Origin of the sequence: Psychrobacillus sp. OK028 (assembly GCF_900103605.1) — a bacterium.
In the GTDB taxonomy this organism is placed as follows: Bacteria; Bacillota; Bacilli; order Bacillales_A; family Planococcaceae; genus Psychrobacillus.
On sequence record NZ_FNHY01000003.1, the window covers coordinates 269306 to 291251 of the forward strand.

Annotated in this window: 21 protein-coding genes and 1 tRNA gene; 11 read left to right on the forward strand and 11 right to left on the reverse strand. The window is 35.7% G+C overall.

The annotated features are described in order from the left end of the window. Nucleotides 1-23 precede the first annotated feature (23 nt). A complete protein-coding gene (locus tag BLR36_RS07225) occupies nucleotides 24-281 on the forward strand; it encodes a phage holin (RefSeq protein WP_093061063.1) in 258 nt (85 codons plus the stop codon). Between the two features lie 205 nt (nucleotides 282-486). On the opposite strand, the gene BLR36_RS07230 is transcribed toward BLR36_RS07225, so the two are convergent. After that, nucleotides 487-2232: a glycoside hydrolase family 13 protein gene (locus tag BLR36_RS07230; RefSeq protein WP_093061064.1), complete on the reverse strand. Its 1746-nt coding sequence runs from the start codon at nucleotides 2230-2232 to the stop codon at nucleotides 487-489. A 344-nt stretch (nucleotides 2233-2576) separates the two neighbouring features. Here BLR36_RS07230 and BLR36_RS07235 point away from each other — a divergent pair, with 344 nt between their 5' ends. The 7 genes from BLR36_RS07235 (at nucleotide 2577) to BLR36_RS07265 (ending at nucleotide 11442) form a co-directional block, all read left to right on the forward strand. Next, nucleotides 2577-3875, forward strand: a complete 1299-nt coding sequence (locus BLR36_RS07235; protein WP_093061065.1) for an extracellular solute-binding protein — start codon at nucleotides 2577-2579, stop codon at nucleotides 3873-3875. Between the two features lie 460 nt (nucleotides 3876-4335). Beyond that, the gene (locus tag BLR36_RS07240; RefSeq protein WP_093061066.1) at nucleotides 4336-5616 is read left to right on the forward strand and encodes a carbohydrate ABC transporter permease; all 1281 of its coding nucleotides are present in this window, start codon (nucleotides 4336-4338) and stop codon (nucleotides 5614-5616) included. Next, nucleotides 5616-6458: a sugar ABC transporter permease gene (locus tag BLR36_RS07245; RefSeq protein WP_093061067.1), complete on the forward strand. Its 843-nt coding sequence runs from the start codon at nucleotides 5616-5618 to the stop codon at nucleotides 6456-6458. The genes BLR36_RS07240 and BLR36_RS07245 overlap by 1 nt, the downstream gene beginning before the upstream one ends. Before the next feature lie 28 nt (nucleotides 6459-6486). Then, nucleotides 6487-8019, forward strand: a complete 1533-nt coding sequence (locus BLR36_RS07250; protein ID WP_093061068.1) for an alpha-amylase family glycosyl hydrolase — start codon at nucleotides 6487-6489, stop codon at nucleotides 8017-8019. An 80-nt stretch (nucleotides 8020-8099) separates the two neighbouring features. After that, nucleotides 8100-9764, forward strand: coding sequence for a glycoside hydrolase family 13 protein (locus tag BLR36_RS07255; protein ID WP_093061069.1), 1665 nt, complete (start codon nucleotides 8100-8102; stop codon nucleotides 9762-9764). Between the two features lie 33 nt (nucleotides 9765-9797). Then, entirely contained in the window at nucleotides 9798-10826 is a 1029-nt protein-coding gene (locus BLR36_RS07260; RefSeq protein ID WP_093061070.1) for a LacI family DNA-binding transcriptional regulator, read from the forward strand. A gap of 73 nt (nucleotides 10827-10899) precedes the next feature. Further along, nucleotides 10900-11442, forward strand: coding sequence for a GNAT family N-acetyltransferase (locus tag BLR36_RS07265; protein WP_093061071.1), 543 nt, complete (start codon nucleotides 10900-10902; stop codon nucleotides 11440-11442). A gap of 46 nt (nucleotides 11443-11488) precedes the next feature. Here the strand turns inward: BLR36_RS07265 and BLR36_RS07270 are convergent, their stop codons facing one another. From BLR36_RS07270 to BLR36_RS07295, 6 genes are all read right to left on the reverse strand, one after another. Next, on the reverse strand, nucleotides 11489-12307 hold the full coding sequence (locus tag BLR36_RS07270) for a GNAT family N-acetyltransferase (protein ID WP_093061072.1): 819 nt from the start codon (nucleotides 12305-12307) through the stop codon (nucleotides 11489-11491). A gap of 212 nt (nucleotides 12308-12519) precedes the next feature. After that, nucleotides 12520-12771 (reverse strand): (4Fe-4S)-binding protein, encoded by a 252-nt coding sequence (locus tag BLR36_RS07275; RefSeq protein WP_093061073.1) that lies wholly within the window; start codon nucleotides 12769-12771, stop codon nucleotides 12520-12522. An 18-nt stretch (nucleotides 12772-12789) separates the two neighbouring features. Further along, nucleotides 12790-14460, reverse strand: a complete 1671-nt coding sequence (locus tag BLR36_RS07280) for a ribonuclease J (protein ID WP_093061074.1) — start codon at nucleotides 14458-14460, stop codon at nucleotides 12790-12792. Nucleotides 14461-14622: 162 nt separating this feature from the next. Then, a tRNA-Asn gene (locus BLR36_RS07285) sits at nucleotides 14623-14694 on the reverse strand. Nucleotides 14695-14776: 82 nt separating this feature from the next. Further along, nucleotides 14777-15196 carry a universal stress protein gene (locus tag BLR36_RS07290; protein ID WP_093061075.1) on the reverse strand — a complete coding sequence of 140 codons (420 nt, stop codon included), beginning with the start codon at nucleotides 15194-15196 and terminating at the stop codon, nucleotides 14777-14779. A gap of 12 nt (nucleotides 15197-15208) precedes the next feature. Then, a complete protein-coding gene (locus tag BLR36_RS07295; RefSeq protein WP_093061076.1) occupies nucleotides 15209-16636 on the reverse strand; it encodes a SulP family inorganic anion transporter in 1428 nt (475 codons plus the stop codon). Nucleotides 16637-16760: 124 nt separating this feature from the next. Here BLR36_RS07295 and BLR36_RS07300 point away from each other — a divergent pair, with 124 nt between their 5' ends. Together BLR36_RS07300 and BLR36_RS07305 are read left to right on the forward strand one after the other, a co-directional pair. Further along, nucleotides 16761-17309 (forward strand): helix-turn-helix domain-containing protein, encoded by a 549-nt coding sequence (locus tag BLR36_RS07300; protein ID WP_175453998.1) that lies wholly within the window; start codon nucleotides 16761-16763, stop codon nucleotides 17307-17309. 89 nt (nucleotides 17310-17398) lie between these two features. Then, the gene (locus BLR36_RS07305) at nucleotides 17399-17776 is read left to right on the forward strand and encodes an rRNA methyltransferase (protein ID WP_093061078.1); all 378 of its coding nucleotides are present in this window, start codon (nucleotides 17399-17401) and stop codon (nucleotides 17774-17776) included. 176 nt (nucleotides 17777-17952) lie between these two features. Here the strand turns inward: BLR36_RS07305 and BLR36_RS07310 are convergent, their stop codons facing one another. Then, on the reverse strand, nucleotides 17953-18189 hold the full coding sequence (locus tag BLR36_RS07310) for a DUF3977 family protein (protein WP_093061079.1): 237 nt from the start codon (nucleotides 18187-18189) through the stop codon (nucleotides 17953-17955). A 131-nt stretch (nucleotides 18190-18320) separates the two neighbouring features. On the opposite strand from BLR36_RS07310, the gene BLR36_RS07315 reads away from it, so the two are divergent. After that, the gene (locus BLR36_RS07315) at nucleotides 18321-18758 is read left to right on the forward strand and encodes a DUF3888 domain-containing protein (RefSeq protein WP_093061080.1); all 438 of its coding nucleotides are present in this window, start codon (nucleotides 18321-18323) and stop codon (nucleotides 18756-18758) included. Nucleotides 18759-18852: 94 nt separating this feature from the next. Here BLR36_RS07315 and BLR36_RS07320 read toward each other — a convergent pair whose 3' ends face one another. From BLR36_RS07320 to BLR36_RS07330, 3 genes are all read right to left on the reverse strand, one after another. Beyond that, complete coding sequence (locus BLR36_RS07320; RefSeq protein WP_093061081.1) at nucleotides 18853-19551, reverse strand: Type 1 glutamine amidotransferase-like domain-containing protein; 699 nt, start codon at nucleotides 19549-19551, stop codon at nucleotides 18853-18855. 132 nt (nucleotides 19552-19683) lie between these two features. Continuing rightward, on the reverse strand, nucleotides 19684-20205 hold the full coding sequence (locus BLR36_RS07325) for a DUF6886 family protein (protein WP_093061082.1): 522 nt from the start codon (nucleotides 20203-20205) through the stop codon (nucleotides 19684-19686). A 40-nt stretch (nucleotides 20206-20245) separates the two neighbouring features. Further along, nucleotides 20246-21721 (reverse strand): amidase family protein, encoded by a 1476-nt coding sequence (locus BLR36_RS07330; RefSeq protein WP_093061083.1) that lies wholly within the window; start codon nucleotides 21719-21721, stop codon nucleotides 20246-20248. Nucleotides 21722-21946: the final 225 nt, after the last annotated feature.

Genomic DNA, 21946 nt, shown 5'->3' on the forward strand with positions numbered 1-21946 from the left:
TCATTTCATAAGGGGGACCTCATTTGACGAATAAACAGTCTGCAGCACCTTTTGAAAAAATGATGATTGTCCGTACTGTCATACTATTAATTGCGTGGTTGAACCAATTCCTTGTCATGAAGGGGTATAGTCCGATTGAGTTTTCTAACGAAGATGTTGAACTTGGGGTAACGTTTGGTTTTGCTTTTATTGCTTCCATTTGGGCATGGTGGAAAAACAATGACGTGCGTTACAAAGCGCGAAGAAATACACAATATCTGAAAAATAACGGATTAAAATAGTTGGCTTCTGTGGATAGGATAGTAGTATAAAATTGAATGTTTTCACCACAAATATATACGTATCTATCTCCCAGAGAAATTCCATCCTGCATTCAAAATAATTCATCGATTATTTTAGATACGCATAATATTATTATGTAAACTAAATTCATTTGAAAAAATATTCTATGCAAGGAAATCCCGTGCATAGAATATTTTTCATTATTTACTGTGGATATTCGATAATTCCAAAGCCATCTGCTCCGATGCTAACTTGATTTTCTTCAATTATCGTATCTGAACTATAGAGTAAGTTATATTTTTTGTTTTTTTCAAGTGTAAATTTTTGTTCAGTAGAACTTGGATTAAGCAAAACTATAATAGATTTATTATCGTTATATTTTTTATAGCCAAATATACCATTATTATCAGTAGGGTGCAGGAATGTTACAGAGCCTTCATTAGCTAGCAGTTTTTCTTTTTTTCTAAGTGAATTTAGAGTACGAATATGATTTTTAAGCTCAAGCTGATGGTTTTCTACGTTCCAATCCATACATTTTCTACAGCCTGGATCTTGACCCCCTGTAAGACCAATTTCGTCCCCATAATAAATGCAAGGAGTCCCCATAAATGTTAATAGAATTGTAAACACTTGCTTCGTTTTATTAATATTATCCTCGCATTCAGTAAGAATTCTAGCTGTATCATGACTACCAACAAGATTAAACGTATAATCAAACACAGTTTTGGGGTAATTGTAGTATACCTTATTCATATTCTCCAAAAATTGTTTCGAATTAATGGTATTCTTTGCTAGGAGATTCAATACGTTCGTTTTAAACGGATAATTCATCACAGCGTCAAATTGATCTCCTCTAAGCCACGGCATGGAATCATGCCAAATTTCCCCAAGGATATAAGCATCCGGCTTTGCTTCTTTCACGACTTTTCTGAACTCACGCCAGAATGGCTGATCTACCTCATTTGCAACATCCAGTCTCCATCCATCAATATCAAATTCATTAATCCAATAGGTACCTACATCAAGTAGATATTTTTTCACCTCGGGATTAGCAGTATTCAATTTAGGCATAGATTCAACAAACCCAAATGTCTCATAATTAGGCTTCTCTCCTCCAACAACCGGAAAGCTGTGGATGTGGAACCAATCCTTATATGGTGAGTTTTCTCCATTTACTAATACATCTTGAAAAGGTGGGAAGTAATAACCACTATGATTAAATACAGCGTCCAGCATTACTTTAATACCTCGTTTATGACATTGGGCAATTAGTTCCTTTAATGCATCTGCATCGCCAAACTGTGGGTCCAATTCCAAATAATCAATCGTATCATATTTATGGTTCGAGTATGCTTTAAAAACTGGAGTAAAATAGATCCCATTTACTCCGATGTCCGTTAAGTGGTCTAAGTGCTGTGTAACACCTGCAAAATCCCCACCAAAAAAGTTATTTACTGCTGGAGGTTCGCTTCCCCATGCTTTAACATTATCGGGATTTATAGAAGGATCACCGTTACCAAAACGCTCTGGAAATATTTGATACCAGACAGTATCCTTCACCCATTTTGGAGCCTGGAACTGTTCATTTTCATGTAAGTAAGGAAAACAAAAGTAGTAATCACTATCTAGTGGAATACTGTCATAAAATCCTTTTTCCGTGTAAATTACTTCTTCGTCTAAGGAATTTAACTTAAAACCATATCGTAATCTATTTGTTGCAGCAAAAACTTCTGTTTCCCAATAGTCATATAAACCATCTTTTCCAACCAAATTCATAGTAATCTCCGAATACTGCCATTGTCCATTGCTCCAAATATATGGATCACCCATTATTAATGAAACTGAATTTACATCATTTTGCTTTGTTTTGATCCTTATTTGAAGCGTTTGATCGTCTAGTAAATAAGCAAAATTATCGGTCGGCCGGTGAAAAATAGCTGTTTTTTCCATAACACATCTCCTAACAAATTTATTTGCGTTTATTTTACTCAATACTTGTTTACAACATATCACACGACAAGGGGCATTTGAGTTACCAAAGAAATATTAAAAAAATTTACAAAAAATAGATTGTTTCCTGCTTAAATAAATGTATAATAAAAGCATAAGTTGTGCAATCGCTTTCATAGATTTATAACATTAATATATTCTTCAAGTCTTATAGATACCTATAAAAGATTAATAAGAATATTTTTTAGTGGGTTTATGATAGCGCTTTCTTTTAACTTGTTGTGCAAACGGTTGTCCAACTTAGGGGTTTAAAGTGTTCAAACAAAAATATAGGAGGGGTAAAAATGAAAAAGTCTTTAATTTTATTGTTTATGCTTATTATTTCGGTTGCTTTACTTGTTGCATGTGGGCCGAAAAGGGAGGAAGTAACTCCAACGGACAACGGTGAAAAAGAAACAGAAACTGGATCTGAAACTACAGAAGAACCAGCAAAACCAGAGAAACTGATCGTTTGGGAAGATACTGATAAATCGGTTGCACTTAAACCAGCAATCGAGTCTTTCGAAAAAGAATATGGTATTAAAGTGGAATTCAAAGAACTAGGTATGGCAGACAAAATGCGTGATCAACTTCGCTTAGATGGGCCATCTGGAACTGGTGCAGATGTAATAACTTTACCTCATGATCAAATTGGTCAACTTGTTACAGAAGGCTTGATTCAAGAAATCGAAGTTAGTGATGATGTGCTTTCAACTTTCAGTGAATCATCTGTTGGAGCGCAAAAGTACGATGGTAAACTTTACGGCTTACCAAAAGCTACAGAAACACCAGTGTTTATATACAACAAGGCTTTGATGCCTGAAGCACCTGAGACAATGGATGATGTATATGCATTTTCAAAAGATTTCACAGATGGTAAAAAGTTCGGGTTCCTAGCATTATGGGATAACTTCTACTTTGCTCATGGTGTTATTGGAGGTATGGGCGGTTACGTCTTCCAAGAAAATGATGGAGCTCTTGACAGAGATGACATTGGTTTAAACAATGAAGGTGCTATCGCTGGAGCAGAGTATATTCAAAAATGGTATTCAGAAGGTTTATTCCCTAAAGGAATTATTGGGGAAAGCGGTGGTTCAGCTAAAGATGGTCTTTTCAATGAAGGAAAAGTTGCTTCTGTAATGGACGGTCCTTGGGCATTCCAAAGTATGAAGGATGCTGGAATCGATATCGGTGTGGCAGCAATGCCAACACTTCCTAATGGAGAGCATATGAAAACGTTTATGGGAGTTAAAGGATGGCATGTGTCAGCCTTTACAGAACATAAATACTGGTCAACTAAATTAGTGGAATGGTTAACAAATGAAGAAAATGCAAAAATTCGTTTTGAATTAACGCAAGAAATTCCACCAGTTACAACATTGATAGAAGATCCAATTATTGCTGATAATGAGGGTGCAAAAGCAGTAGCACTTCAATCTCAATACGCTGTACCTATGCCTAATATTCCTGAAATGGCTGAAGTATGGGGTCCTGCAGCATCTGCACTTCAAACAATTGCTACTGGTAAAGCAGAACCAAAAGCAGCAATGGATGATGCAGTTAAAAATATTAAAACAAATATTGAAACAAATCACCCAAATTAACAAGAAAAGTGTAAGCGCCTACTCAAGCCCCGAAAAATCCTGAAGCGACTCGATGGGCTAGGCGCTGAAACTAGACAGAGACCGAGTAATAAGCTTGAATCTTCTCATAACAAGGCAAAGGCATGTTTCCTCTTAGGGAGCATGGCTTTGCTTCTATATTAGAATGAACATGGTTTACTTATGTAGATTTGCAAGAAAATATGAGAGTATTCTCCTTTCATCCCGCATTAACGGAAAGTATGACTCCCACTACTTAGGAGGGTTAAGTAAAAAAACATAAATGGGAGATAATTGTCCGTAAACGCCCGAATGGATCGGGCCAACAGGATGTTGGTCACTCAGGCATTGCCGCACGATGCGGCGTTATTTGCCTGAGTTCAGTTTTACAATCAGTGGGGGTTGAAGAACCCCCCACTAATTGAAGTTTCACTTTATAGGAAAGAAGGAGGCGACATTTACGATGAATAGTAATGTCACAACCAAACATAGAAAAAATGCTGGGTTATTATCTATCATTCCTGGCTTTGGACAATTTTATAACAAACAGTTTGTAAAAGGAATCATTTTCCTAGTATTAACTGTCGCATTTTTCAGTAGCTTCTCTCAAACGCTAAACTGGGGATTTTGGGGCCTGATCACGCTTGGAGAAATACCAATTCTTGATCATTCCATATTCTTATTAATAGATGGCATTATCGCATTGTTGGTAGCTATCATCGGTCTTGGAATTTATGCATTCAATATTTATGATGCTTTTAACAATGGAAAAAAACGGGATGAAGGGTTCCTATTAAATAGTGTGAGGGAGCAGTATCATAATCTGTTGGATAACGGTTTTCCTTATCTAATGATTTCCCCTGGATTTTTATTATTAATCTTCGTAGTTATTTTCCCAATTATCTTTGTAATCCTTCTATCATTTACAAACTATGATTTATATCATTCGCCACCTGCAAAACTGGTAGATTGGGTAGGAATTCAAAACTATATTGATATATTCAAATTAGATCTTTGGAGATCAACATTCTTTGGTGTGCTAGGTTGGACAATTGTTTGGACTTTTGGAGCAACAACATTACAGGTTGCAATAGGAGTCTTTCTGGCAGTAGTAATCAATCAAAAAGATTTAAAAGGGAAAGCATTTTTCCGTACTATTTTGATCTTACCTTGGGCAGTACCTGCATTTGTATCGATACTTATATTTTCAGGTATGTTCAATGAATCTTTTGGTGTCGTTAATACGCAAATATTGAGTATGCTAGGCATCGATGCTATTCCTTGGATGACGGAGGAAGTATGGACTCGATTGGCACTGATCTTAATACAATCATGGCTAGGGTTCCCATTTATATTCGCGATGACAACTGGAGTACTTCAATCTATTCCTGAGGAATTATACGAGGCTGCGAACGTGGATGGTGCCTCACTGTTTCAGAAATTCCGTGGTATCACTCTACCAATGGTGCTATATGCAACAGCACCTATTCTCATTACGCAATATACATTTAACTTTAACAATTTCAATGTAATCTTCCTGTTCAACGGAGGAGGTCCCGCGATACCAGGACAAAATGCTGGAGGAACAGATATCTTAATTTCTTGGATTTATCAATTGACGATGACTTCAGGACAATATGGAAAAGCTGCAGCAATTACTATGCTTCTATCACTTATCGTAGTAGCAGTAGCATTATGGCAATTTAAACGAACCAATTCATTCAAAGAGGAGGATATGATGTAATGACTAATAAGACTGAAAGAATAATCAGACTGTCAGTTTCTTATCTTATTCTTCTAATTGCGGTGATCATAGTTATTTACCCGTTGCTATGGGTAATAGGTTCTTCATTGAACCCTGGGCAAAGTCTATCAGGTTCTACGATGTTTCCGGAAGATCCTACATTTAAGCACTATATGGGCCTATTTGATACCGAAAAATCAAATTACGTTTTATGGTACTTAAATTCGATGAAAATTAGTTTAATAACGATGGTATTTGCGGTAATAAGTGTTGCATTTACTGGCTATGCTTTCTCACGCTACCGATTTATCGGACGAAAAAATGGACTTCTTACCTTTTTAGTCCTACAAATGATTCCAAACTTCGCTGCGCTAATTGCGATTTTTGTACTTGCTAATAGAACAGGTTTGTTAGATACGCATGCTGGGCTAATCCTTATTTATGTAGGTGGGCAAATACCGATGAATACTTGGCTGATGAAAGGATATTTGGATACAATTCCAAAAGAACTGGATGAATCTGCACGTATGGATGGAGCAGGTCATTTGAGAATTTTTTGGCAAATTATTATGCCATTATCAAAGCCAATCATAGCAGTTGTAGCATTGTTCTCGTTTATAGCTCCATTTGGTGATTTCATACTTGCACGTATTATGCTACGTAGCGAAGAAAAATTCACAATGGGTGTCGGTCTTTACGAATTAGTATCTAAACAGTTTGGTAATGAGTTTACGACTTTTGCTGCGGGTTCTGTTTTAATAGCTATTCCAATTACAATACTTTTCCTTTCATTCCAAAAGTATTTTATCTCTGGTTTAACTGCTGGAGGTACGAAAGGTTAAATACCTTAATGAAAAGAAGTGAGAAAGTATGAAAAAGAGTGTTATTTTAATCCTTTTGTTTATACTCATATTGACCACTGTTAGTCCACAAACATCTTTCGCAAGTGGGGATCGAAAGCTGCAGGATGAGGTTATTTACATGATTATGGTGGACCGATTTAATAATGGAGATCCGAGTAATGATCAGGATGCTAATATCAACGATCCACTTGCATATCATGGCGGAGACTTTAAAGGTATTACCGAAAAGCTAGATTACATTAAAGATATGGGCTTTACAGCGATTTGGTTGACCCCCATTTTTGAGAATATGGATAAAGGGTACCATGGTTATTGGATAAAGGATTTTTATAAAACAAATGAGTATTTTGGTTCTATAGAAGAATTTAAAAAGCTTGTAGATGAAGCGCACAAAAGGGATATAAAAGTCATTCTGGACTTTGTCGTTAACCATGTTGGACCCAACCACGAGTGGGTAAATGACCCAGCAAAAAAAGACTGGTTTCATGAAAATAAGTCCATTTCCAATTGGAATGACCAACAAGAAGTGGAAACTGGGTGGTTATATGATTTACCCGACTTAAATCAGGATAATCCAGCAGTTAGTAAGTATCTTCTCGATGCTGCAACATGGTGGATTCAGGAAACAGATGTCGATGGTTATAGACTGGACACAGTGAAGCATGTTCCAAAGGATTTTTGGACCGAATTCTCAGCTGGAGTGAAATCAGTGAAAGATTCATTCTTTTTGATAGGAGAGGTCTGGCATGATAACCCCAATGTCATCGTTAGCTATCAGGATACGGGTATCGATGGCTTCATGGACTTTTCCCAAAACGGAAGTCTACGAACAGCATTTGAAAAATCAAATCAATCGCTAGGTTGGTTATTTTCAAATAATGAACGGAATCATAAATTGTTTAAGCGTCCAGAACTGCTTGGGCAATTTATCGACAATCATGATATGCAACGGTTCACTAATTTGGCGATCCAAAACAATCAGGATCCAGTAGCTAGGTTAAAGCTTGCCTTATCTTATTTGTATACTGCTCCAGGCATACCAATCATTTACTATGGAACTGAAATTGCATTAGACGGAGGAAATGATCCTGATAATCGCCGTATGATGAATTTTGAGGCAGATGATGAGTTGATTGAGTACATTAAGCAACTTGGTGCAATAAGGCAGCAACAACTACCACTTACTAGAGGAGAAATGGAGCTTCTAGTTGATAATGCAGGAATGACTGTCTATAAGAGAACCTACGAAGATGAAACAATTATAATAGCAATCAACAATACATCTGAAAAACAAAGCGTAGTGCTTGAGGAGATAGAAAAAGGAACAGAATTACAAGGATTTTTAACTGGAGGAGTAGTTAAGTCAGATGAAGTTGGTTATATGATTCAACTGGAAAGTGGCCAGGCCGAAATATATAAGCAAGTAAAAAATCCGGTAGATAATCAGTTACCATCGACTATTTTAATAGGCAGTATTATTTTATTATTAGTAATCCTGTTAATTTGGTTCCAAAGATCAAAACAAAAAAATTCGAAATAATTTTCGATTTAAGTATGCTCGAATCTAACGATTGTCGAAACATACGAAAGAATGAACAGCACGAAAGGGGTACTCCGATCATGAATGAAAAATGGTGGAAAGAAGCTGTCAGTTATCAAGTGTATCCAAGAAGTTTCATGGATAGCAACGGAGACGGAATCGGTGATTTACGAGGAATTATTACGAAATTAGATTATCTAAAGGACTTGGGTGTTGATGTTGTTTGGGTAAGCCCTTTTTATAAATCTCCTAATGCTGATAATGGTTATGATATTAGTGATTATCAGGGCATCTCAGAAGAGTTCGGGAACATGGACGACTTTGACGAATTATTAAAAGGTATTCATGCTAGAGGGATGAAACTGATCCTGGATCTCGTTATCAATCATACAAGCGATGAGCATCCTTGGTTTATCGAATCGCGTTCTTCTAAAGAAAATCCTAAAAGGGATTGGTATATTTGGAAAGACGGTAAAGAAGGACAGGAGCCGAATAACTGGGAAAGCATTTTCTCTGGTAGCGCGTGGGAGTTAGATGAGCAAACGGAGCAGTATTATTTGCATTTATTTGCAACGAAACAGCCTGACTTGAATTGGGAAAATACAGAGGTGCGTCATGAGCTTTTCAATATGGTCAATTGGTGGCTCGATAAAGGTATCGACGGTTTCCGTGTAGATGCAATTAGTCATATTAAAAAGCGTGATGGGTTCCCTGATATGCCAAATTCAAATGGGGAACAATACGTTTCATCCTTTGATATGCATACGAACCAAACGGGCATACAGGCGTATTTAAAAGAGCTGAAGGAACAAACTTTTGCTAAATACGATATTATGACAGTTGGCGAGGCAAATGGTGTAGGGATTGATGAAGCAGATGAGTGGGTTGGAGAAGAGAACGGAAAGTTCAATATGATTTTTCAGTTTGAACATCTCGGACTTTGGAACAAGGCGATAAATAATTCAGTTGATGTTATTGCTTTAAAGCATGTGCTTACAAAATGGCAAAAAGGACTGCATAATAAAGGGTGGAATGCTCTATTCCTTGAAAACCACGATCAGACGCGCAGTGTTTCGAGTTGGGGAAATGACAAGGAATATTGGAATGAAAGTGCTAAAATGCTAGCAGCTTGCTATTTCCTAATGCAAGGAACCCCATTCATTTATCAAGGTCAGGAAATTGGTATGACGAATGTACAGTTTCCTTCTATTCACGATTACGATGATATAGGCATGAAGAATTTTTATGATTTAGAAATAGCAAAAGGTCGCCCTCATGAAGAAGTTATGGAAGTAATTTGGAGCAATGGCCGAGATAATTCTAGAACTCCTATGCAATGGGATAGTTCAGTAAACAGTGGATTTTCCGATGGGGAACCATGGATGAAGGTCAATCCAAATTATAAGTCGATTAATGTAGCTGATCAACTAAACGATGAGAATTCTATTTATCATTTCTATAAGAAAATGATTCACATTAGAAAAGAAAATTCCGTGTTTGTGTATGGAGAATATAATGTATTACAGGAAGACCATCCAGATGTGTATATTTACACGCGTGAAATTGATGGTCAGTTTGCAATTATTTTGTGCAACTTTAGGCAGCATAGTGCCGAAATATCATTAAAATATCTCCCACAGCGCAATACAGAACTACTATTAAATAATTATATAGATGCACCGGAGCAGCTATCAGAAAATATTATGTTAAATCCTTATGAAGTAAGAGTATATTTATATAAGTGAATTATTATGGAGCAAGAGAGTGAGGAAATTTGAATGGCGATTACAATTAAAGATGTGGCGAAGCTAGCTAATGTTGCTCCTTCGACTGTTTCTCGGGTGATTGCAAACAGTCCCCGTATAAGTGAAACCACGAAGAAACGAGTAAGGGATGCGATGGATGAACTAAAATATCATCCGAATTTTATTGCTCGAAGTTTAGCAAGTCAATCTACTAAAGTGATTGGATTAGTTTTACCTCACTCTTCTGGCGTGTTTTTTCAAAATCCATTCTTTTCAGAGGTCATACAGGGACTAAGTGAGGGTGTGCACGACAACCATTACGCACTTCAAATGACTAGCGGAAAAACTGCGACTGATTCTTACGAAGGAGTCGTGCAAATGGTTGAAGGTGGCAGGGTAGATGGGATCATTCTGCTTTACTCGATGATTGATGATCAAATTATGGAGTATTTAACGAAAAGAACATTCCCCTTTGTAGTTATTGGAAAGCCGTATGACCTCGTGGACAAGATTACGCATGTCGATAATGATAATTATATGGCTGCAAAGGAAGCTACCGAATATATTATAGGACTCGGGCATAACAAAATTGGATTTATTGGGGGTAGCCCAAGCTTGACGGTTACGTTAGATCGCTTAAATGGCTATAAACAAGCGTTGCAGGAAGCTAGTATTGATCTGAATGATGATTATATTATTCACGGTGACTTTCTTCGTGAAGGTGGACAGGAGGCAGTTAAAGCTCTTCTAAGAAGAACTATTCCACCAACCGCATTACTTGTAACAGATGATCTGATGGCAGTTGGTGTCGTGAATTCTTTGACTGAAATGCAAATTGATATTCCTACTGAAGTATCTCTTGTTAGCTTTAATAATGCTTTGTTTGCAGAGATGTCAAGACCACCACTCACTTCAATTGATATAAACATTAAAGAGCTAGGTTACCAAGCGGCAACTAGCTTAATCCAACTATTAAAGAATGAGAATGAGCCAGTTAAACGGATTATCATTCCACATAAACTTGTGATAAGACAATCATGTGGTGTAGCTCCAATAAACTAATAAAATGTACATATCAATGGTTGCAAATAATAATATTATGTAAACTATTTGGTGTCGGAATAGGAGAATATATATGTTTTCTTTCAAGTTAAATGACAAAACAGTTTTAAAAATGCTCGATTTGTCGGACACTGAACATTTGTTCGCATTAACTGTTCAATCGAAAGATACGTTGAGAGAATGGCTTCCATTTATTGATTTTACTAGGACTACGGACGATACAAAGGCTTTTATACAATCCACTATGAAGCAATTTAGTGAGAATAACGGTTTTCAAGCTGGTATTTGGTATGATGGGAACCTTGCTGGAGTAATCGGCTTTCATAAAATCGATTGGAATAACAAAACAACTAGTATCGGTTATTGGCTAGGTAATGATTATGTAGGATTAGGATTAATGACTAAATCAGTAGAAGCATTTGTAGATTATGCATTAGTAGATTTACGATTAAATCGTGTAGAAATTCGTGCAGCTGTGGAAAACAAGAAAAGCAGAGCAATTCCGGAACGATTAGGTTTTCAAGAAGAAGGCTGTGTAAGACAGGCAGAATGGCTCTATGACCATTATGTGGATCATGTAGTTTATGGAATGCTAGCAAGCGACTGGAAAAAGTAAAATAAAACCCTGGAGCAATTTAGATAAAGTTGCTCCAAGGTTTATTTTAGTTATAGGTGTAGTAGTCTTGGGCATGAACAATTTGAAATCCAATTGATTCATACAATGTTAAAGCATGTGCATTTTCGGTTTCCACCTCTAAATGAACCGAGCAGCCTTGAAGAGAATACTTTTTTATAATGTGCTGAAGTACTTTTCGACCTATTCCTTTTCCACGATAGTGGGGAAGTAGGCAAAATCCGTAGATCCAAGCTTCGTCATTCTCCACTTTTACTCTAATCTTTCCTACTGAATCATCTTGCACATCAATGATATAAACGCTATTGTCCATTTCTGTGTCTACTCTGTTTTCTACTTCCAATGCACTTTTTTCATCTAATCCAAAAGATTCGATATTCAATTGTATTCGTAAAGGAAGATCCTTCTGTTCTGCTTTGCGTAAATAGAACCCTGTAACTTCTTTTAATTCCTTTGGTTCCCACTTCATTTGATACTCAGAAAGGCTATAAATAGCATTAATACTTTTCAAAAATGCTTTTCCTTCTTCTGAACCAGCAGGAGCATTTAACAATATTTTATGAAAACCCTGTAATTTTACAAAAGCTATTGCTTGTTCAAATAACTTGGAGAAATGTTGTTTTCTACGTTCCCGTGGTTTTACCATGCCACAAACTTCGACTGTCGTACCAAAAGGATACAAGCCTAGAAAAGCTATAAGTTCCTCTTCGGCATACAGCAGGAAATCATAATTACCGTCAGAACGATTTTTTAACATATCCCAATTTAACTTAAGCTGAATATTGTCATGCATTTCACATTCTTTTTGTAGTGCCTCAATATCTTTTAATTGTTTAGTAGTTAACATAGAAACTCCTTTATGAATTAATGTTATTCTTCATTAATATTATAACTAATCTACCTAAAATAATATGTTTTTTCTGAAATTAAAAACCCGGTAAAAAGATTCCAGATCCTTTAAGAACAAAAACCTTGGAGTATTTGACCTTAAAAGTTCCTTGAAACCATTGTTGACACGATATTTTTTATGCAATAAAAAACCGTTCACTAGAGAATTATCTAATGAACGGTTCTTTTATCTATGAATTTTAGAGCGTCACTGGGACAATTATGAACAACCCTTTTGCTGTCTTCTCTTAATGCACCATTAGGGTAAATCCATGGCTTTTTGTTTACATTAAAAACAGAAGGGAGGTATTTAATGCAGTTTGCGGCATGTGTGCATTTTGTAGGATGAAAGTATATGTCTATTTCTTCCCCGTAATATTTTTTATAACCTGCTTCTACTAAGTTTTTTTCTGTTTCAGCCATAGTTTACCTCCAATTGGTTTACACTTCGATAATTATAGGAAGTATCATAGGTTTTCTTTTTGTTCGACTATATAAAAGCTTCTCTATAGATTTTTTAATGTTTTGTTTTAGAACGCGTTGATTTCTATTTGTATCTCTTGTTTTTGTAATGGTAGATCGAACGGTTTGATTTACGTCGTTAATTAGTTCCTCAGATTCAGGTCCATACACAAATCCACGTGAAATAGTGTCCGGTCCAGAAATTATTTTGTTGTTTGCTTTGCTTAGTGTGGTAACAATAACTAACATACCATCCTCCGAAAGCAATTTTCGGTCCCGTAAAATAATTTCACCAACATCCCCGATACCAAAACCATCCACAAACACATTTCCAGCTTCTATGCTTCTCGTTTTGACTGCCTTTTCATTTTCGATGTCTACTACGTCACCATTTTGAACAATGAAGATATTATTACGTTCTACGCCGACTGATTCTGCTAAACGCTGGTGGTGATGAAGCATACGATATTCACCGTGTATAGGGACGAAGTATTTTGGTTTCATCAAGGAAAGCATCAATTTTAACTCTTCCTGACAAGCATGACCAGAAACATGCATACCTGTGACATTCCCAGACCCGTAAATAACGTGGGCACCTAATGTATATAAGTTGTCTATAATTCTGGTAATACTCTTTTCATTCCCTGGTATTGGTCCAGCAGCGAAAATGACGGTATCCTCAGGAAGGACTTCTACTTGTCGATAGCTCGAACTAGCTAAACGAGACAAGGCGGCCATCGGTTCACCCTGACTTCCCGTACATATTATCACAATATTTTCTGGATTCATTGTATTAATTTCATTTTGATTCACAAGCATATCTTCTGGAATAGTTAAATAACCACGCTCCATAGCCACGGATACTACATTAACCATACTTCTACCTAACAAAGCAATTTTCCTATTTGTCTTGATAGCAGCATCCACAATTGTTTGTACCCGGTGTACATTAGATGCAAACGTGGAAATAAAAATCTTTCTTGGGGCTTTTCTAAACGCTTCTTCTACATGCTCCGCAATTTTCCGTTCAGATGGGGTAAATCCTGGTCGTTCAGCATTAGTACTCTCTGAAAGAAGCAGCAATACGCCGTTTTGACCGAGCTCCGCCATTTTATGAAAGTCAGAGCTTTGTTCGTCTACAGGTGTCAGATCAAATTTAAAATCTCCTGTATGTACAATGGTTCCTTGAGAAGTATGAAACGCAATTCCGAGACAATCTGGGATACTATGATTTACGCGGAAAAAGGATGTTTTAATCGTGCCAAGTCTTAACTTGGAGTCCGAGTCTATTAAAAAGAGCTTCGTACTTCTAAATAGGCCATGCTCCTTCAATTTGATCTCAATTAAACCTAATGTTAAGTTTGTTGCATAAATCGGGACATTGAGTTGCTTTAGGAAATAGGGGATGCCACCAATATGATCTTCATGCCCGTGTGTAATGATTAAAGCTCTGACTTTATCCTCGTTTTCCAGTAGATACGAAATATCCTGGATAATTAAATCTATGCCTAGTAGTGTTTCGTCTGGAAATTTCGACCCACAGTCAATTATTACTATATCGTCATCCGATTGTATGACATACATGTTCTTTCCAATTTCATTGACTCCACCTAATGCAAAAATAGATACTTTTGTGTTTACTGTATTCATACTTGTCCTCCATTCAAAATTGCTATTCTAAGTATTACCTCATATGGCTGTTTTATAAGGAGCATTTTAATTTACTTAAAGGTGGGAGAAGGAAATGGGTATTAAAAAAGAATGATTGGTCGTGAACTATATCACGATCAACCATTCTTTTTAAGTTACTAACTCCGGAGGTAGGACTCGAACCTACGACCAATCGGTTAACAGCCGATTGCTCTACCACTGAGCTACTTCGGAATAACAGCTATATTACAAAAATTATTATGAACTATAAGTTATCGGAATATACATCTTTTTTCGTGAAAAGTTTAATTAGAAATTATTTAACTATCAAAGCAGCGCAGTGTACTCTCTTCATTACTTTGTGGCTAACGCTACCTAACACCATTTCTTGTAAACCGTTCAAACCACGACTCCCAATAACAACGAGGTCTGCTTTTTGTTCATTTGCATATCGAACTATCTCCGAACCAGGTGAACCTTTAAGGAAGGTTATTTTATAATTCACTTTCTCTGTAGTTAATAAAAGTTCGACGTTGGAAATTTTGCGTTTTCGCTCAAGCAACAATGATTCAGCTGATTGTGCATGCAGAATATCTTGCTTAGATTTTTCAAAATCTGTAACCATTACTACTTCTATAATAGAACTAGGTGAACACTTTGCTAATTTAATCGCTTCATTAGCTGCACGAACGGAGTTTTCTGAACCATCCGCTGCTAATAGTATGTGTGGATACATAGCAATTCCTCCTTACTGTGAAGTAGTTATTCCCAATAATTTTTGATAAAGCAGTTCACTAGCTGGATTCATCCCTTTTACAGTTACTATTTTACCTTGTTCTTCTAATTTAGAAACAACTTTTACAATTGCCCCAACAGATGATTCATCCCATAAATGACTACTCGATAAATCAATTGTAATCTGATCAACTGTTGCTTGCTCGATTGTCTGAACAAAATTCTGAGTAGATGCAAAGAAAAGGGGACCTTCAATAATATATATGCCATCTTGTTCTGTTATTTTCACCCTAGAAATAGAAGCAACAAAGAATAAAGCACTTAAAATAACACCTACTAGAACACCTATAGCTAAATTGTCTGTGTATACTACGATTGCCACAGTAGTAATCATGACAAGAGCGTCTGGACGAGGAGCTGTTACTAAGTATTTAAACGAACCCCAATCAAAAGTTCCAATACAAACCATAATCATTATTCCAACTAACACAGGCATCGGTATATCTACTACTAAATTACCTAAGACGATAATTAAAAAGATTAAGAAAACCCCGGCAACTAACGTAGATAGACGTCCTCGACCACCAGATTTTACATTTATCATCGATTGTCCAATCATCGCACAACCAGCCATGCCACCAAAAAATCCTGTTACAAAGTTGGCAATACCTTGTCCTCTGGCTTCACGGTTTTTGTCTGATTTAGTATCGGTCATATCATCCACAATTTGAGCGGTTAATAATGATTCAAGTAAACCTACAACAGCTAAAGCTAAAGAATAAGGTAAGATGATTTGAAGTGTTTCTAATGTGAAGGGTACATCTGGTAAGAAGAAGCTTGGTAGACTTTGTGTTATAGTTCCAAGATCTCCAATTGTTTTTAATTCGATTCCAAAAATGAATGTGATTGCCGTTAAGATGATAATCGCAATTAGTGGAGCAGGAATACCTTTTATAAAACGTGGTACTGTATAAACAATAACTAGAGTTACCGCGACAAAAACATACGTGATAATTCCTTCACCTAATATATGTGGCACCTGTGCCATAAATATTAAGATAGCCAATGCATTGACAAAGCCGATCATGACGGAATTCGGTATAAAACGCATGAGCTTTGCAATTTTAAAGACACCTAAGAAAATTTGAATGATACCTGTTAAAATCGTAGCAGCTAATAAATAATTTAATCCATGATCAGCGACCAAGTTGACCATTACAAGCGCCATGGCTCCAGTTGCAGCGGATATCATACCGGGTCTACCACCTACAAAGGCGATAATTACAGCAATACTAAATGAAGCGTATAGTCCAACCATTGGGTCGACTCCAGCGATAATAGAAAAAGCAATGGCTTCTGGAATGAGGGCAAGAGCAACGACAATTCCTGATAAAATATCGCCTCTAATATTCCCAAACCATTGTTGTTGAATTGTTTGCATATAGGTTCTCCTTCAGATATAGTCAATTATAATGTGGTCCAAAACCCTTAGTTTTAGGACAATCTGTCATATCATAACACGACTTTTCCTAAAAGGGAATGTTTTCGGGAAAACGGAGGAAAAAATGAAGTACGGATACAAAAGACCATTAGTTAATGATGAAGAATCGAAGTTTCAGCTACATGATATACCAAATATGGAAGTCTATACAGAACAACACCCACATATGAAAAAAAGACATGAATTAGATACCTTAGTTATGAAGCTCACAAAGGGTGACCAACTATATGTGCAAAATTTTGTTGTGCTAGCGGATTCCTTAACACAATTTCAAGATTTGTTACGTGTATTTGAAAGAGACGAAGTAACTGTAACTTTTATAGATGAAGACATTAAAAACTCAGACATTTTAACAATGAAGCTAATAGAGTTAATTGAGTTACTGACGGATCTACAAACAAAAATAAAACGTCATCAATCCATTTTCGGTGTACGAGAGGCGCAAAAGCAAGGAAAAGTCATTGGACGGCCCAAAAAGTCGGATGATAATTTAAATCGAGCATTTATTATGTATGACAGCAAAGAATATACGCTTCAGCAGATTAAAGATGAAACAGGTATTAGCAAATCAACATTATATCGCTATTTAGACCAGTTTAAGCATGAAAGTTAGGAAAACCTATAACTTGGGTCAGGTAATGCTTAAAACCTGTTAAATGGATAAAAATAGGGTGAAAAAGAAAAGTAAAAGGTGTGATAGCCATGTGGAAAATAATTAATGGAAAGTTAGTACAAACAGTTGATGAAACTAGAACAGAATATAAAACTCGAATTAGTGCTAGCTTAATAAAGAAGCTTAAAATAATAGCACAGGAATCAAATTCGCATATTGGATATTTGTTAGAAAACGGATTTGAGAACATATTAAACGAAAGTGAATTAATCTATGATAAGAAAAATAGACCGAAAGATCGCGTAGAATTTCGCACGACATGTGATAAGGATACGCTAGAGAACTTACGGTTGTTTGCAAAGAGCAATAAGTTAAATTTGAATGATGTAATTGAGGCAAGTGAAAGCTATATAAATTTAGAGGAAGTAAAAAATGCAGATTGGCGATATAGAATAGAAAAAGAATAAAGAAGAGTACTTAAATTGAATTCTTAAATAGGGATGTGGTCATAATATATATTATACTAAGTTACGTTTCATATTAGAAGTATACTAGTAATAGTGAGATATTAGAGAAAATTAACGTACTTGAATAAAACTTAGTAAATTTAACTTAATGACTGCAACTTAAAGTGAAATAAAATTTAACTACTAACTATACCAAATATAAATTTGAACTCACTGCGTTTTTTCTTTTGTCTTTTTAAACCGTCCCGTAAATCTGCTATTAAAACTGTTTTACCTATCCAAATTCTTAAATACAAAGAATAAAAATTGATTGGACCTTTTATTCCTTTCTGTTCAGATTCCGTACCATCTTCTAACTCTGTTTCGGTTCTTATTAACCAAGAATTTCCAAACCCAAATTCAATGTATTTCAAAAATCAATTCACCCTTTATAAAATTAATAAGTTACATTTTATACCTTTTTCTGTTTTTCATTTTAAGAAATATTTGGTGTAGATAAGATCATCTATTTGGAACAAAATAATCTTTATAAGGTGGTGTGAAAATGAGAAAAATCGTTATAGTCCCTTCCGTATTTCTCTTGAATGTAATGCCCGTTCCTTTTTCAAATGCTGAGCAAGATTATTATCAGCTTTCTGAAAAATCTAAAGAAGAACTCATGATGGATTTGTTTTTCTCATTACTTTCGCCAAGTGTTCAAGAAGCAGTTTCAGATTATTATTCTGCTTACCTTACCACCAGTCCTTTGGTTTATCCGTATCAAATCAAAATTTTAAAGATGGAAAGAACAAATGGATATCGAGGTTTCATGTTTTTAGTAACCATTGAAGTTACTCCAGTCGTTAGGCCGCATAATCCGGTTGGAAGAGATCAGCTAACATTTTCAATAACTCCAAGTGAAATTAAACTTAAAAAATTTAAACACATGGAAACTTACGAACTTCCCCCGAATTGGCAGGACATTAAAAAGAAAAATAGCTAATGTTATGGTTTGAACCTTTGTCCCCACTTGGGGATTTTTTCTTTCAAAATCACTCAAATATTGATTAATCCAATGTAATAATTTAGTATACTAATTATTTTCCTAAGAATATTGTATTCACTTCGGTTTCTCTAATTTCACAGCCCATTTTTTCTACAAAATATGCCTTTGCCTTTGGTCTGGAACTAACAGAAACAGACAACGTTTCATCTATAAAGTGAAGAGCCACTCCATCATCTACTGCATAGCCTTCCATTATCAATCTGGTTAAGATTGACTCGTGATATGCAGGTTTTCTTTTATTCTCTCCATCATAATGAGGGCAATTACTACCCTTTAGGAATCCTAAACAATCCACCTTATACAAAGGAGCATTCAAGGGATCAGTTAATCCTTCCTCAAACCAACAAATCGAACCAGCACTTAAACCCGCAAGTATCACTCCATTCTCATATGCTTTTTTCAAAATATTGTCCAATCCCCACTCTTTCCACAAAACCAGCATATTTCTAGTATTTCCACCACCAACATAGATTACATCTTGATCAAGAATATATTTTTCTAAATCTGTAAAATCTGGCTCAAATAATGATAAGTGAGAAGGTTTGCAAGAAAGAGTATTAAATGCGTTATAATACCTTTCAATATAACTTTCTGCGTCTCCACTAGCAGTTGGAATAAAACTTACTTTGGGTAAACTTTTTTTAGTTTGAGCTAAAATGTACTTATCCAGTAAAAGGTTTTCTGGCTCCATGGAAAAACCTCCACCACCCATCGCAATAATCTGTCTCATTCATGCTTCCTCCTCAATTGTTCTTAAAAAATAACTTGATGAGGTACAATTCCATCTTAGTACCACATTCTTATTAAAAATAGACAATTTGTCTGTAGTAGTTTTTATCCTACGTACTTGTCTGCTACAAAGCTATCTTTTTTTCTCCGCAAAATCCATCCTACACATGGACCAATCAAAACTAGTTTTTCTGATTTTTTCACACAGGTTCCATAAATTATCTATTATTCTTACTTCAACATTTCTTTTAATAAGTTCTGCAAACAAATCATCAATAACTATCTTATTGATTGGGGTTTGAGGTTTCTCAGTTACAAAGTAACCAGCCCCTCTATCCTGCTGATAGAAATCTGTTGGATCAAATTCATATAAGAATAAATTGGTATTCCCCATTCTTTCAAACCATTTATGTTCAATTGCTACAACATGGGTTATTGTATCTGACGACAGAAAGTTTTTTTTATCTTCTAATGTTGTTTTTTCGTTACAATGGTATGTTACCCTTGGACAATTTCGAGGGGTAAGATAATTTGGCAAACATTCTTCATTAATTGCCCATACTAGGGGAGTTCTGTTTTTAAGATCCTTTCTCTTAGGTATTCTTGGCATAAATATAGATATACTATCTTCCTCACTTATATGAAACAACCTCATACCCGTCCTCCCTTTTCAACAATTCTATTTGAAGCTACGATTAAGTATTTGGCATTATTGGACTTTGTCTAAGTTTTGTAGCCTGTTCAAACGCATATGCCAGTTTAATTAATTTCCCTTCGCTAAAAACAGTACCTGCAAATGTAATGCCAAAAGGTTTTCCATTTTTCATATATCCAGCAGGTATGGCAATCGATGGATATCCTGCTTTTGCACAAATTGTGGATCCTATATAAGAAGGAAAAAGAATCGCATCAAGGTCATATTTTTTTAAAGCATAGTCAATTCCTTGTTCTTGTGAATAATATAAATCTTCTATTTTCGCTACTAAATATTCTGGATTTCTCAAGGTATTAGGGAAAGTTGCTCTTAGTTCCAATTTATCCTGTCCGTATTTTAATGCCTGATCTTTCATACCTTTATTAAATTCAATTAACTCACTGATAGAATGAACAGGTAAATGAGATGGAAGCTGAGAAAGATAATTATCTAAACTGTGTTTCAACTCATATAAAGTTACCCCCCAATTCCAATCTCTATGAAACGACGGAATATCGATATCTTTATATATTTTAGCACCCTGGTCACTAATCGTTTCTACAACATCATTAAATAAACTTTCATCGTACTCATCCGAGTTTAGAAACTCACTAGATGCTTTATTAAATACACCGATTTTAGCTCCTTTTAGTCCCTTCGAATCTAAAAAAACGGAATAGTCTTGTTCAATTCTTCCTTCACATTTAAATGTTGCAGGATCATTCCTATCTACGCCAGTTAAAGCTGTTAGTAAAATGGCTGCATCCGTAACGGTTCTTGCAAATGGTCCTGCTGTATCCTGAGAGTATGTAAAAGGAATAATTCCACTTCTGCTTATTAAACCCACAGTTGGCTTAATACCTACCACTGAATTTTGAATGGCTGGGCTTAGAATGGATGCATCTGTTTCTGTACCAACGGATAAAACAGTGAAATTTGCAGCAACTGCTACAGCAGAACCAGAGCTAGAGCCGCCAACAAAAAGGTCTGGTTCCCCATAAGGATTTAATACTTGTCCACCTCTTGAACTGTAACCTGCCCACATTTCACTTGACATACCGTTGGCTAACTCTGTCATATTAGTTTTACCTAAAATCACTGCACCTGCATCACGGAGTTTTCCAACAAGGAATGAATCTTTGCTGGCAATATGATTTGCTAATGCAATAGTGCCAGCACTAGTATGCATTGAATCACCGGTTTCAATGTTGTCTTTTAAAAGTACAGCAACTCCATGCAATGGTCCTCGAATACCTTTTATCTTTCTTTCGTAATCGAGTGCCTCAGCTATGAAAATCGCATCCGGATTTATTTCAAGTATAGAGTTTAAGTTTTGTCCGTCCTGATCATACTTTGCAATTCTATGTAAATAATACATTACCAATTCTTTTGATGTTATATCCCCATTTTCCATACCAGATTGTATTTCTTTAATCGTTAATTCTTCTGTGCAAAACTTATTAAATCTTAAAGTCACTAGTATTCCCCCGATTATTATAAAATTTCATTGTGTATAATAAACTCTAAATATTCAGTTATTTATAAACCTTATTATTCTATCAATTTTAGTAAAAAAACATTTCAACTTATTTGTCCCATAGTTCCTCTTTAGAATAGCATAAAAACTCATTTGTAAATTATTTTTCAAATGAGTTTTTATTACTAACTAACATCTATTATTGTTGAAAAGATGGCATGTTTT

Bases quoted from the DNA above. Each gene is read 5' to 3' on its own strand.
- BLR36_RS07270 (WP_093061072.1), bottom strand. From the start codon at position 12,307: ATGTTAACTACTAAACAATTAAAAGATATTGAGGCACTACAAAAAGAA.
- BLR36_RS07325 (WP_093061082.1), bottom strand. From the start codon at position 20,205: ATGAGGTTGTTTCATATAAGTGAGGAAGATAGTATATCTATATTTATG.
- BLR36_RS07235 (WP_093061065.1), top strand. From the start codon at position 2,577: ATGAAAAAGTCTTTAATTTTATTGTTTATGCTTATTATTTCGGTTGCT.
- BLR36_RS07320 (WP_093061081.1), bottom strand. From the start codon at position 19,551: ATGAGACAGATTATTGCGATGGGTGGTGGAGGTTTTTCCATGGAGCCA.
- BLR36_RS07260 (WP_093061070.1), top strand. From the start codon at position 9,798: ATGGCGATTACAATTAAAGATGTGGCGAAGCTAGCTAATGTTGCTCCT.
- BLR36_RS07315 (WP_093061080.1), top strand. From the start codon at position 18,321: ATGAGAAAAATCGTTATAGTCCCTTCCGTATTTCTCTTGAATGTAATG.
- BLR36_RS07230 (WP_093061064.1), bottom strand. From the start codon at position 2,232: ATGGAAAAAACAGCTATTTTTCACCGGCCGACCGATAATTTTGCTTAT.
- BLR36_RS07245 (WP_093061067.1), top strand. From the start codon at position 5,616: ATGACTAATAAGACTGAAAGAATAATCAGACTGTCAGTTTCTTATCTT.
- BLR36_RS07305 (WP_093061078.1), top strand. From the start codon at position 17,399: ATGTGGAAAATAATTAATGGAAAGTTAGTACAAACAGTTGATGAAACT.
- BLR36_RS07280 (WP_093061074.1), bottom strand. From the start codon at position 14,460: ATGAATACAGTAAACACAAAAGTATCTATTTTTGCATTAGGTGGAGTC.
- BLR36_RS07265 (WP_093061071.1), top strand. From the start codon at position 10,900: ATGTTTTCTTTCAAGTTAAATGACAAAACAGTTTTAAAAATGCTCGAT.
- BLR36_RS07275 (WP_093061073.1), bottom strand. From the start codon at position 12,771: ATGGCTGAAACAGAAAAAAACTTAGTAGAAGCAGGTTATAAAAAATAT.
- BLR36_RS07295 (WP_093061076.1), bottom strand. From the start codon at position 16,636: ATGCAAACAATTCAACAACAATGGTTTGGGAATATTAGAGGCGATATT.
- BLR36_RS07240 (WP_093061066.1), top strand. From the start codon at position 4,336: ATGAATAGTAATGTCACAACCAAACATAGAAAAAATGCTGGGTTATTA.
- BLR36_RS07290 (WP_093061075.1), bottom strand. From the start codon at position 15,196: ATGTATCCACACATACTATTAGCAGCGGATGGTTCAGAAAACTCCGTT.
- BLR36_RS07300 (WP_175453998.1), top strand. From the start codon at position 16,761: ATGAAGTACGGATACAAAAGACCATTAGTTAATGATGAAGAATCGAAG.
- BLR36_RS07250 (WP_093061068.1), top strand. From the start codon at position 6,487: ATGAAAAAGAGTGTTATTTTAATCCTTTTGTTTATACTCATATTGACC.
- BLR36_RS07255 (WP_093061069.1), top strand. From the start codon at position 8,100: ATGAATGAAAAATGGTGGAAAGAAGCTGTCAGTTATCAAGTGTATCCA.